Raw genomic sequence first — 12,301 nt, forward strand, 5'->3', positions numbered from 1 at the left:
GCTATGTCAGCTCACGCAACGTGAATTTTGCGGAGAGTGTAACCTTAGCATCGCACAAGACAACCCCTTGCGCGATGAGATCATCCAGTTGTGCAAGAACATTGAGCGCGGCTGCGCCATGCAGCTTTGGGTCCACATCCGTGTAGATGGCTTTCACCATGGTCATGACGTCATCATCCCCAGCATGCAAACGTTCAAGAATAGCATCGGAGCGCAACTGACGATGCTGCTTTAACTGAGGAAGAAAGACCTTCGGGTTGTTCACTTCGCCGCCATGGGACGGGAAATAGCGAGTTTCACTGCGCGCTATGAGCTTGTCGAGCGACTTCATGTAGGCGTTCATGGACCCGTCTGGAGGCGCCACAATGGTCGTGGACCAAGCCATCACATGATCACCGGGTAGCATCACACCTTGCTCAGGAAGGGCGAAAGACAGGTGATTCTCTGTGTGACCCGGCGTTGCAACCACTTCAATTGTCACGCCATCAACAGAGATTTTGGCACCATCCTCCAGCTCTTCATCCGGTGCAAAGTCCTTTTGAGAGCTCGCATCCATAGGCGTTTCGGCCATATCAGCAAACGAAACTGCTCGTTTATGAGGTCCGCACCCCATCACGGGAGCGCCTGTCTTTTCCTTCAAAGGGCCAGCAAGAGGGGAGTGATCCACATGGGTGTGGCTGACGAGAATAGCTTTGACCGGTCGGCCATCAATGGCCTTCATCAACGCGTCCAGATGCTCCAGATCCATCGGGCCCGGATCGATGACAACAACCTCGTTTTTACCAACAAGGAAAGTGTTAGTTCCTGCAAACGTTAGGGCACTCGGGTTATTGCAGGTTACGCGCGACAGCTCATCGGTGATCGCAACAAGCTCACCATGTCGTGCATCAAAATCGCGATTGAAGTCCATCTTGCTCATGTCAGGTCTCTCCCATTGCCTCCATAAATAAGCCTTTGGCAAATAAGAGGCAATGGCAACTAGGCCTGATTGATGGTCGACTTTCTGCTCACGCCGCGCTTTCCATCGCAAACGACGCAAAACACCAATTTTCAAAAAGCTTCATTTTTTTATTGCAATTAAGAATGAGTTGCAACTAGACTGCCGGAAGAAACAGGATGCCTGCAGAAATTCTAATGGTATCTTTATTTAAAGAGCTCAGGGCGAAGATGTTGGCTGAGAACAACGAGGCCGGGTCCTAAAACTGTGCAAGATGATGAGCGTGAAAATTTGCTCAAGTCGTTTTAGAAAGTTGGATTTTATGCGCTACTTAAAAGCTGCTGTGCTTGCAGTAACAGTCATGATTTTCGCAGGTCTCTCCGGCCTGTCAGCAGCATTTGCAAAAACTCCGATCAATGCAGTTGCAACAGTCGGCATGGTCGCCGACGCTGTGCGTGCAGTTGGTGGAGACAATGTTACCGTTGAAGCGCTGATGGGAACCGGCATCGATCCTCACTCTTATCGTCAAACCCGCTCTGATGTGGTGAAACTGGGCCGTGCAGATGCAATTTTCGCAAACGGTCTGTTTCTGGAAGCGCAGATGGAAGATCTGCTGCTGAAGCTACAAAAACGTAAGCCTGTCTTCTTCATCGGTGAATCCATCGACTCTGCCAAACTCGAAGGGTCAACCGCGTACACCGGCCGCTATGACCCGCACGTCTGGATGAGCCCGACCCTGTGGCAAGGCGCAATCAATGGCGTGACCGAAGCCTTCATCTCCATAGACCCTGAAAACGAGCAGGAATATCGCGACAACGCAGCAGCCTATCTGGTTCAAGTGCAGAAGCTGGCAGACTACGGCGATAAGATCCTCCAGACAGTACCTCAAGAGCGCCGTGTTCTTGTAACCGCGCACGATGCCTTCACCTATCTTGGTCGCGACTTCAATCTGGAAGTGGTCGGCATTCAGGGCATCTCCACAAACTCTGAAGCTGGTTTGCAGCGGATTGAGACACTGGTTGATCTTCTTGTAGATCGCAAAGTCACAGCAGTGTTTGTTGAATCGTCAGTATCAGAGCGCAATGTACGTGCGCTGGTCGAGGGGGCAGCTGCCAAAGGCCACAAGGTCGAAGTCGGCGGCGAGCTGTTCTCAGATGCAATGGGCCAGTCCAATACCTATGAAGGAACGTATATCGGTATGATCGACCATAACATGACCTCGATTACACGTGCTCTGGGCGGTGAAGCACCAGCACAGGGTATGCAGGGTAAGCTTGGAGCAGGTCACTAAGATGCATGATAGAAGTTCCTCAGGTCTGCACTTGTTGCACGACACCAACACCTCAAAAGCTGTGAGCTCGCAAGATCTGCCGTTCACCGTGCAGGGCATGACGGTCGCATACCATCACAAACCAGTTCTTTGGGGGGTGTCATACTCTGCCCCCAAAGGCTGCCTGACAGCCATCATCGGCCCTAATGGTGCTGGTAAGTCCACATTCCTGAAAGCCGCTCTTGGCCTGATCCCGAAACTCTCCGGCGACACCAAAGTGTTCGGTGCGCCAATCGAAAAGTCACTGAAGCGTATCGCCTACGTTCCGCAGCGTTCTGCCGTAGATTGGGATTTTCCGGCAACCGCGATCGATGTTGTGTTGATGGGTCTTTATGGCCAAATCGGTTGGTTCCGCTGGCCATCCCGTAAACACCGGCAAAAGGCGATGGACTGCCTGAAGTCCGTTGGCATGCAGGATTTTGCAAACCGACAGATCGGTCAGCTCTCTGGTGGTCAGCAGCAGCGAGTGTTCCTTGCAAGAGCATTGGCGCAGAATTCTGAAGTCTATCTCATGGACGAACCGTTCGCCGGTGTGGATGCTGCAACAGAAAAAGCAATCGTAGCGGTGCTCCGCCAACTGGTAGCAGATGGCAAGACCGTTCTTGTAGTTCACCACGACCTTGAAACCGTGCGTGATTACTACTCCCACATCCTGCTACTCAATGGGCAGCATGTGGCAGACGGCCCGGTGGAGACAACCTTCACCGCTGAGAACCTGCAAAAAGCGTATGGCGGACGCCTTGCCAGCACCCAGCTGGATGGTCTCTCTGAAGCCTCAAACGCGTAAGGCGACGTCATGGAACAGTTCTTTGCCGCCCTTACTTTGTCCGCAGGCTACAACACAGCGCTGGTTTGCATCGGCGCAGCCCTTCTGGGGGCGGCCAGTGGTGCCATCGGTGTCTTTGTTTTGCTCAGAAAGCGGACACTGATCTCGGACGCCGTCAGTCACGCAACACTTCCCGGCGTCGCGCTCGCCTTCATTATCGCACAGGTTTACTTTGACTCTGGTCGCTCCCTGCCAGTGCTCCTGTTTGGTGCGGCCTTGTCTGCTGGTATCGGCGTTCTCGCCGTGGATTGGATCAAAACCCACACTCGCCTCACAGAAGATGCCGCCATCGGCACCGTACTCTCCACCTTCTTCGCCGTGGGTATGGTACTGCTGACGATCATCCAGTCCATGTCCATTGCAGGGCAGGCGGGTCTGGAAGGCTTCCTGCTTGGTGCAACCTCCGGCATGCTCAAGTCTGAGGCGCTGACCATCTCAGTGGCAGCAGCACTCGTTGGCCTTGCCGTTGTGCTGCGCATGAAAGAATTCTCGCTGCTGTGCTTTGATGAAAGCTTTGCAGCAGCCTGTGGCTACAACGTGCGTTGGCTGGACCGCACATTGCTTCTGCTTTTGCTGGGCATTGTGGTGATCGGCCTTAAAACAGTAGGTCTCGTTCTCATTATTGCTTTAGCAATCATCCCACCTGTAGCTGCCCGTTTCTGGACAGACCGCGTGCCGGTGTTGGTTGCCATTGCAGCAGGTATTGGCGCCTCGGGAAGCTACATCGGAGCTGCTCTCTCAGCCAGTGCACCAAACATGCCAACAGGCGGTTTGATCGTGCTGGTGCTCTTCAGTTTCTTTGTAGTTTCCCTGCTTATTTCGCCTGTCAGAGGCATTCTGGCAGCAGCGCTCAAGCACTATCGTTTCCAGCGCATCGTGCACTTGCGTCAGGGTTTGCTTGCCATCGCACACGATGAACCGGTGCTGGAACCTCTCACCCGCTCCATCCTCCGTCGTGGTGGATTCATGGGCGGTGACGGTCAGCCAACGGTCAAAGGCCAGTCTGAAGCTCGCCTCATTGAGCGAGATCAGAAACTCTGGAACCTCTACCGCGAAATGCACCCAGAAGAATCCCATGCACTGGCAGACTGGTCTCTGAAGCCAATCGGAGAAGTTTTGCCCGCTGATACAGTCAGGGTGCTGGAACAGGAACTAAGCCCGCATGTTGTGCGCGGTGGTGAAACAAGCAGAGGAGGAGCAGTCTGATGGATATTTTCCTGCAATTTGACCTCCCAAGCATCCTGCTCGGATCTCTGGCAGCGCTCGCTTGCGGTCTTCTTGGCAACTTCCTCGTTCTGCGCAAGCAGGCGCTCATGGGCGATGCAATCTCCCATGTGGTTCTGCCAGGTATCGTGATCGGCTTCCTGTTCACCCATGAGACCAGCTCCTGGGCCATGATGCTCGGAGCAGGGGGAGCAGCTATCTTCGCAGTCCTTCTGATTGAGCTTATCCGGCGTATCGGCAATGTAGATCCGGGGGCAGCCATGGGTGTGGTGTTCACCACCATGTTCGCAGCAGGCGTTGTGATTCTGGAGCAAACCGGGACCGCTGGCGTCCATCTGGATGTGGAGCACGCGCTCTACGGCAATCTGGAAAGTGCAATCTGGCTGGATGCCTATTCGCTCTCAGACCTGTGGAACTGGCAGGTGCTCATGACCATGCCGGAAAGCATCAAGCAGCTGTTTGTTGTTAACATGCTGGTGATTATGTTTATCGTGCTGTTCTTCAAAGAGTTGAAGATCTCCAGCTTTGACCCGTTGCTCTCTGCAAGCCTTGGTTTCTCGCCTAAGTGGCTTGGCCTTTCACTCATTGTCATGGTGGCAATCGCGGCTGTTGCTGCATTTACAGCTGTAGGGTCAATCCTTGTGATTGCTATGTTTATCTGCCCGGCAGCAACGGCTCGCATGCTGACAGATAATCTGAAAGTCCAGCTCTTCATCTCCGGCATAGCATCTCTGTCCGCTGGCCTGTTTGGCTACTTGCTGGCAGCGTTTGGTCCGGGCCTCCTTGGCTACGAATTTTCCGTGTCCGCAGCCGGTATGATTGCGGTTGTCGCTGGTCTGCAGCAGGTGCTTGCCATGTTGTTTGCTCCGCAGTATGGCGTCGTTATGCGGCGTCGCCGGCAAAGAGCGCACGCAAGCGTCTGATAGAGCCTGTAGGCTGCGACAATTGAAAGGGAGTACCTGAAAAGGTGCTCCCTTTTTAGTTTGCCAAATAAATAACAGATTGAAATTACCTAGAGTTTTCAGGTCAACCTATAGAAATATAAATACAATATTGCCTAGCCCGCTAATAATGAGCTACGCTCCATAAGTTAATATACGTAAATTGTCATGGGTCTGTCACAGGTTGCAGTTAGCTGCCTAGGTGATGGAACCGGAGGGGCGCCGAATCTAAGTATCGCGCCTCGGTTGCTATTAAGAATTCTTTGTCTCTTGAGGGTCCGTAAATGTCTATCTCTCGTCGTTCGGTTATAAAAGGCACTGCCGCAGCCTCCGCTGCTGCGATTGCCGCTCCTGCAATTTTGAAGGCCTCTGATGCGCTGGCATCTTCTGGTCAGGTGAATGTGTTCGCATGGGGCGATTACGTTCAGGACAACATGATCAAGAAGTTTGAAGGTGACACAGGCATCAAGATCAACCTGTCCACCTTTGGTTCCAACGATGAAGCTGAGCAAAAGCTGAAAGCAGCTGGTGGCAAGGGCTTTGACGTGATCTTCCCGTCCATCACCAACGGTGCCAACTACTACCCGGATGACCTGCTGGCGCCTCTCGATGAGAGCAAGCTCAAGGTTGATGCTGTTGTGCCTTCCATGCTGCGCGACAGCGTGAAGCTGGGCGGCACCTACCGTGGCAAGCGTATGCTGCTGCCATTCGATTGGGGCACAGAGGCAATCACCTTTGACAGCTCCGTGTTCCCGCTGTCAAACGACGAAGTTTCCTTCGGCTCCCTCTGGGCACCAGAAGCAAAAGGCAAGGCTGCCTTCCGTCAGAAGTCCGCTCTGATCGGCACCGGCCTATACCTCGATGCAATCGGCAAAGTGAAATCTGACCGTATGCTTGATGTTTACAAGACCGAGGAAGACGCCCGCCGCGTTTGGGACGAAGTGGCCAAGTTCATCATTGAGCGCAAAGCAAATATTGCTGCGTTCTGGAACAACGCAACCGAAGCAACAAACGCCTTCAAACAGGCTGGCGCGTCTATCGGCCAGACATGGGACACAACCGGTCTGCTGCTCAGCCGCGAAGATGCAAAATGGAAGTACCGCATGCCAAAAGAAGGCGGCATGACCTGGATGGATTCCATGGGCATTCCAAGCGGTGCGGCCAACACAGAACAAGCCTACGCCTTCATCAACGCCATGCTTGACCCGCAAATGGCAGGCATGTTCAGCTCAAACACCGGCTACAACTCCGCCGTTGTTGGCGCTGCAAACCATGCAGGCGAAACCTACAAGAAGCAGTTCCTGGAAATCTACAACAACGACACGCTGGCGAACCTGTGGTGGTACCCGGCAGATACGCCGTGGTTCGCTCCGCTGCGTCAGGAATACGTTGACAAGATCACCAACGCTTAAGGGCGTTGAAAGCAAAGCGCGGCATCAGCCGCGCTTTGCACATCCGCTCCTAAGAAATGCAGCAGCAAGACTGCGCACCTTACGAGCACGGACTGTGCACTGGTCAAAATGTCAGGCACGCAGAAAACCTCTGAATTTCCAATCTTTAAAAGATTGAAGCGAAGCAATAGGCACTTCATGCACGGCAATGATGTAATTCTTGAAAACCTCTCCATGAAATTTGGCGATTTCGTCGCCGTCCAGCCCACTGACCTTAAGATCAACGCTGGTGAGTTTTTCTCCATCCTCGGCCCGTCTGGTTGTGGCAAAACAACCATTTTGCGCATGATCTCCGGCTTTCTCACCCCATCACAGGGCCGTGTCGTGATCGGCGAGAAAGACATGTCCGGCATCCGTGCAAACGCCAGACCAACCGCTCTGATCTTTCAGAACCTTGCGCTGTTTCCGCTCATGAGCGTACGAGACAACATTGCCTTCGGTCTGGAAGCACGCGGCATCGCAAAGAAGACCCGGCTGGAAAAGGCGCAGGAGCTTTTGTCTCTGGTCGCGCTGGATGGTCAGGGCGACAAACTGCCAACAGCATTATCAGGCGGACAGCGCCAGCGCGTTGCCATTGCCCGTGCCCTTGCAGTTGAGCCCTCTGTGCTCCTGCTTGATGAGCCGCTCTCCGCACTCGATCTCAAACTCCGCCAGCACATGCGCGCAGAGTTGAAAGACCTGCAGCGCAAAACGGGTGTAACCTTCATCTACATCACGCACGATCAGGGTGAAGCGCTGACCATGTCAGATCGCGTTGCGGTCATGAACAAAGGCGTAGTGGAACAGGTTGCCACCTCTGACGAGATCTACGCGCACCCCAAAACGCCATTTGTAGCAAGCTTTGTGGGTGAGCAGAACATCTTCAAAGGCAAGGTCATTGGCAAAGAAGGTGACTTCGCAATTCTGGAAACATCGCAAGGCAAGCTCTTTGGCCAGAACGCACACGGCTTGAATGAGGGAGAGGAGGCCATCCTCTTCGTGCGTCCTGAGCGAATGACTCTGGAAGAAAAGCAGGGCCAGCAAAACGGCCTCTCCGCAATTCTGGAGCGCCGCGACATGGAAGGTCCTTTTGTGAACCTCCATATGCGTGCAGGGGACCAGCCCGTTGCAATCCATGTGACCAATGTTGAGCAGACCCATCAGCCTTTGGGCGCAGACCAGAAGCTCTGGTTTGCTGCGCAAGATGCCGTTGTGATGCGTCCGGGAGAGCTGGCCAGTGAATAGTCTGATCAAGAGTTACGGCAAAGGCCTGACCTCCCTCTTTATAGGCTTGGCTGCGATCTGGATTGTGGTGCTGATTATACTGCCGCAAATGTCCATGATCGACCGAGCCTTCACCTATGAAGACAGGGGCGGAGCCGCAGCAACGCTGGCGTTGGAAATTGATCGCGCTTATGAAGATGTGTTCCAGATCAACACCAGACTGGTGGAGCTTCAGGCCGAAAAAGAAGACCTGATCGCTGGCACGTCCACGGTTCCCCAGCAAGACAGTGCCTCCGCACTCAACCCGTTTGCCACACCCGCACCCTCCGATGATACCACTGGCCTCAATCCATTTGGAACGCCGTCAGTACCAGAAGCAAATGATACATCCGGGCTGAACCCGTTTGGTGCACCATCAGCAGGCAACACAAGCGCGGTAAGCCGCAGCCTTGCCGAAATTGAGGCCGAAGAAGCACCGCTACTAGCGCAAAAAGGCGAGTTGGAAGCCCAAATTGCTGCGCTGGAAATAACTGAGAAATCCACGACAGACGCTGTCGGCTTGGATACCTCTTATTCGCTCAAGAACTTCACCATGATGAGTTCTGTCCATTTCCAGATCTTCCTTGCTACCATCATCTACGCGCTGTGCGTCACCATTCTTGCGTTTGCGCTGTGCTATCCAGTGGCCTACGCCGTTGCGATGACCACGAACCGCAACAAGCTTGCGATCCTGATGCTTGGCCTGCTGATCCCCTACGCAATCAACGAGCTGCTGCGCATCTTCTCGTGGATCATGATCCTGGAAAAGCAAGGCGTGCTCAACGGCCTGCTGGACCTGCTGGGCATCATCAACATGGAAGCGGGAGAAGGCTTCCGCTTTGTTGCCTCCAATGGTGCCGTGTTTACTGTGATGGTCTACGCCTACGTGCTCTTCATGGTTTTCCCGATCTACAATACGGTCGATACGCTCGACAAAAACCAGATCGAAGCAGCAAAGGATCTGGGCGCGTCCACATGGCGTATTCACTGGCGCGTGGTTCTCCCGCACGCCAAACCCGGTATTGCCGTTGGCGCGATCATGACCTTCATGCTCTCTGCAGGTTCTATTGCAGTTCCAAGTGCTGTGGGCCGTGGCCTGCACCCCGATTGGTTCTCTCAGGTGATCTACCGCCGTTTCTTTGAGGCAGACAGCTGGAACCAGGGTGCCGCATACTCGTTGGCGCTTCTGGTGGCCTGTATCATCTTTATTCTGTTTAACATGTGGGTCTTCCGCGTCGGCATTCGGGACATCGCGAAATGACATCAACAACACTCGAAAACGGCGCCATGAAAGAACAGGTTAAATCTCCCATTGATTGGGCTGCTACCATCCTCAATGGCTATCTGGTGATCTTTTTCGCCTACATGTTCCTGCCCATGATCTTCATGGTGATTGCAGCCTTCAACGCATCACCAACCCCCTCTGTCATCGACTGGCAAGGCTTCACGCTGGACTGGTTTCGCGCACTGCCAGAGGATCAGCGTTTCATTGACGGGCTTTGGCATTCGTTGGTCATCGCGCTGGGCGTCATCATCATCTCAATCCCTCTTGGATTGGCTGGGGCTTTGCTGCTCACACGCCTGCAATCCCAAGCCACCACATTCCTCTATACCGTCCTTGTGTCGCCCATGCTCACACCGGGCATCGTGCTGGGGGCAACCACGCTTATCTTCTGGCGGGATGCCTTCGGGGTGGAAGGTGGCCTGCTGACCGCAACCATCGCTCAGTCCAGCTTCATCGCCTCCTACTGCATGCTCATGTTCATGGCACGCCTGCAACGTCAGGATATCGTGCAGGAAGAAGCGGCGTTGGATCTGGGGGCCTCCTCGTTCTTTGTGTTCCGCAAGATCACACTGCCATTCCTCATGCCGACCATTCTCACAGCTGCTGCAATCTCGTTCTTGCAGTCTATTGAGAACTACAACACCACCTTCTTTGCCATTGGCCCAAGCTGGACATTGGTTACGGAGATTGGGGCGCGCATGCGGTTTGGCATATCCCCTGTCATCAATGTCATCGGTGTTCTCTTTGTAGCAATTACGATAATTGCTGCTACAGTCTACGTGATGGCTCGCCGTAGGAAGGGACGCGGTTGAGTGTAATTGGGGGATGCGATGACATCAGGCGAAACGGGCGTCTTGGAGCAATTTTCACTATGCAAGGCAGAGGTGCTTCTGCCTGCATCAACTCAAAGCGCCTATGCGTGCTTTCTGGAGAAAATCGACGCCTGGTGGCCCGCAGAGTACAGGTTCGCACCTGAGGGTGTACTCGGCATCGAGCCACTGGTGGGCGGTTCGTGTTTTGAAGATGTGGAAGATGGCAGGCGCCTGCATTGGGGCACCATTCAGGAGCTGGAGGAGGGCTGCAAGATTGTCCTTGCCTGGCAGATCTCTCCCAAGCGCCTGCTGATTGAAGACCCGCAAAAAGCTGGCATCGTCACAATTCAGTTTTCAGATGTTGAGGGTGGAACGCAGCTCAAACTGGTGCATAGTCATTTCGAGCGCTACGGAGACGGCTGGCGGGAGTACCTGCGTGCCATGAACTCCAGCGCCGGATGGGCGTACTGCCTGAACAAGCTGAAAACTGCCATCGTGAAACTCTAAGGCGTATCACCGAGAAGTGGACGCTGGATTCCAGATTAAGAGACGCATTTAGGAGCCTTCATGAAGCTCAAGTTTCGTTGCCTGCCAGAACTCCACGGACATATTCCTGAGCCGGTAGAAGCAAAGGCATCACTGCCTGATTGGTTGAAAGACATCCCTTCAACGGCTGAAAGTGAGTTGCTGGGCAACGAACAGGTGCGCACACTCAAACACTGCCCACCAATCATCGACGGTTTTTCAACGGGCATCCTCTTCAAGCTGCCCTGTGATGTGACGATGAAAGGCGGCGAGTTCTCATGGCACTGGCCAAAGCCAGTCTCACCAAAAGCACAACAAACCCGATCACCCATCGGCCTGCATGTGCCAGAACAGGCAACCGGTGCGCCACTGAGAACAAACCCGGGCGACTTCATTATCAAGCTCAATAACTTCTGGAGCATTGAGGCCCCTGAAGGCATCTCACTGCTCTTCACCCATCCGCTTAATCGCGAAGAGTTGCCGTTCAGAACACTGGCAGGTGTGGTGGATTGTGACCGCTTCAAAGGTGGCTTCGTTCATTTTCCAGCGCTTTGGAAAGACCCAAAATTCGAAGGCACGCTAAAAGCAGGCACTCCAATCGCACAAGCTTTCCCATTCAAGCGAGAGGCGTTGGAGCTGGATTGCGCTCCGATGGATGAAGACGAATTCGAAACCCATCTGGACACACAAGGCAAACTACAGGCAGAACCGGGCCACTACCGCAAATCTGTCCGTGCCAAGCGCTCCGTTGAAGCTTAAGAGGCCAGTCATAGACCGTCTTATGGAAGCATAGCTTTCGAGTTCAATGGCACGCGCCCGAATGATCCTTGGCTCATAATTTTCAGCAATTCAGGGCGCACAGGCGGATTGTTGGCAAACAATCGCCGCAACATGTTGATGCCTTCATCATTGCCCTGCATCTGCATGGCTTCTGCTGCACCAAGAATATTCTCAGCATCATTTTCCAGCTCAGCCCGCTTTTGGAAGGCTTGCAGGGCCAGGTCCGGAACCTCCATGTGCAGTGCAATGCGGGCAAGGTTCAGCAAACCATCGCTATCATCAGGGTAGGCGGCGGTGAACTCGGCAAAGTCATTGAGCGCTGAGGCAAAATCCTCCATGTCCAGACAAGCCGCAGCCCGTTCAAACATAGCGCCTTTGTGTTGTGGGTTGAGGTCCAGTGTCTTCTGGAAATTCTCAAGGGCCTGCACATTGTTGCCCGCACGGCGGCGCACGAGGCCAAGGTTGTACCAAAGGCTCGGGTTGGTCTCATCCTCCTCCAGCATGAGAAGAATGTACTTTTCCGCTACCGCCCAATCCTTCTGTGCAATCGCAGCTTCCAGCTTTTCGAGAATCTCTTCCATCGTTCGCCCTTTGTTACGCCCCACAAACGCGGCCCCATCACGGAAGCCGGAACCCGCTTGCAAGACCTATTTAAAGACGCAGGCCATTTAAATACAATTACCAAAGGTAAGAGGGGGAGGACACTGCACTTCAATTGAGCACTAAACGCTAAACATGATAGTTGCATGACGTCTGCACTGCCGCATATGAAGGTTTGCCGATTAATTATTATTCCTCAGCTTCTTGAGCCTCCCCCTTTGAAGTGGTCCACGCCTATAGTTAGGAAACCGGAGGACCATAGATGGCTATCAAGCGCCCCAAACCTGAAGATATTGTTGTGAAGTTACGGCAGGTTGAAGTTCTGATGGGGCAAGGCATGCCCCGGAT

Annotated in this window: 12 protein-coding genes; 10 read left to right on the forward strand and 2 right to left on the reverse strand. The window is 53.7% G+C overall.

The window, feature by feature from the left end:
* Position 1 precedes the first annotated feature (1 nt).
* Entirely contained in the window at positions 2–919 is a 918-nt protein-coding gene (locus tag PsAD37_RS07385) for an MBL fold metallo-hydrolase (protein ID WP_063295579.1), read from the reverse strand.
* Between the two features lie 340 nt (positions 920–1,259).
* Here PsAD37_RS07385 and PsAD37_RS07390 point away from each other — a divergent pair, with 340 nt between their 5' ends.
* The 10 genes from PsAD37_RS07390 to PsAD37_RS07440 all read left to right on the forward strand — a co-directional run bounded on the left by PsAD37_RS07390 (position 1,260) and on the right by PsAD37_RS07440 (position 11,332).
* Positions 1,260–2,228, forward strand: coding sequence for a metal ABC transporter solute-binding protein, Zn/Mn family (locus tag PsAD37_RS07390; protein ID WP_063295580.1), 969 nt, complete (start codon positions 1,260–1,262; stop codon positions 2,226–2,228).
* A gap of 1 nt (position 2,229) precedes the next feature.
* Positions 2,230–3,054, forward strand: a complete 825-nt coding sequence (locus PsAD37_RS07395) for a metal ABC transporter ATP-binding protein (RefSeq protein ID WP_063295581.1) — start codon at positions 2,230–2,232, stop codon at positions 3,052–3,054.
* Between the two features lie 9 nt (positions 3,055–3,063).
* Positions 3,064–4,299: a metal ABC transporter permease gene (locus PsAD37_RS07400; RefSeq protein WP_063295582.1), complete on the forward strand. Its 1,236-nt coding sequence runs from the start codon at positions 3,064–3,066 to the stop codon at positions 4,297–4,299.
* Positions 4,299–5,240, forward strand: coding sequence for a metal ABC transporter permease (locus PsAD37_RS07405; RefSeq protein ID WP_063295583.1), 942 nt, complete (start codon positions 4,299–4,301; stop codon positions 5,238–5,240). Before PsAD37_RS07400 ends, PsAD37_RS07405 begins: the two co-directional genes overlap by 1 nt.
* 302 nt (positions 5,241–5,542) lie before the next feature.
* Complete coding sequence (locus PsAD37_RS07410) at positions 5,543–6,670, forward strand: extracellular solute-binding protein (protein WP_057464907.1); 1,128 nt, start codon at positions 5,543–5,545, stop codon at positions 6,668–6,670.
* 177 nt (positions 6,671–6,847) lie between these two features.
* Positions 6,848–7,933: an ABC transporter ATP-binding protein gene (locus PsAD37_RS07420; protein ID WP_057464909.1), complete on the forward strand. Its 1,086-nt coding sequence runs from the start codon at positions 6,848–6,850 to the stop codon at positions 7,931–7,933.
* Positions 7,926–9,212: an ABC transporter permease gene (locus tag PsAD37_RS29045; RefSeq protein ID WP_063295584.1), complete on the forward strand. Its 1,287-nt coding sequence runs from the start codon at positions 7,926–7,928 to the stop codon at positions 9,210–9,212. The genes PsAD37_RS07420 and PsAD37_RS29045 overlap by 8 nt, the downstream gene beginning before the upstream one ends.
* Positions 9,209–10,048 (forward strand): ABC transporter permease, encoded by an 840-nt coding sequence (locus tag PsAD37_RS07430; protein WP_063295585.1) that lies wholly within the window; start codon positions 9,209–9,211, stop codon positions 10,046–10,048. The genes PsAD37_RS29045 and PsAD37_RS07430 overlap by 4 nt, the downstream gene beginning before the upstream one ends.
* Before the next feature lie 18 nt (positions 10,049–10,066).
* Positions 10,067–10,555, forward strand: a complete 489-nt coding sequence (locus tag PsAD37_RS07435) for an SRPBCC family protein (RefSeq protein WP_063287294.1) — start codon at positions 10,067–10,069, stop codon at positions 10,553–10,555.
* A gap of 60 nt (positions 10,556–10,615) precedes the next feature.
* A complete protein-coding gene (locus PsAD37_RS07440) occupies positions 10,616–11,332 on the forward strand; it encodes a hypothetical protein (protein WP_063295586.1) in 717 nt (238 codons plus the stop codon).
* 20 nt (positions 11,333–11,352) lie between these two features.
* Here PsAD37_RS07440 and PsAD37_RS07445 read toward each other — a convergent pair whose 3' ends face one another.
* Positions 11,353–11,934 (reverse strand): tetratricopeptide repeat protein, encoded by a 582-nt coding sequence (locus tag PsAD37_RS07445; protein WP_063295587.1) that lies wholly within the window; start codon positions 11,932–11,934, stop codon positions 11,353–11,355.
* Between the last annotated feature and the right edge of the window lie 367 nt (positions 11,935–12,301).

Origin of the sequence: Pseudovibrio sp. Ad37 (genome assembly GCF_001623075.1) — a bacterium.
Classification (GTDB): Bacteria; Pseudomonadota; Alphaproteobacteria; order Rhizobiales; family Stappiaceae; genus Pseudovibrio.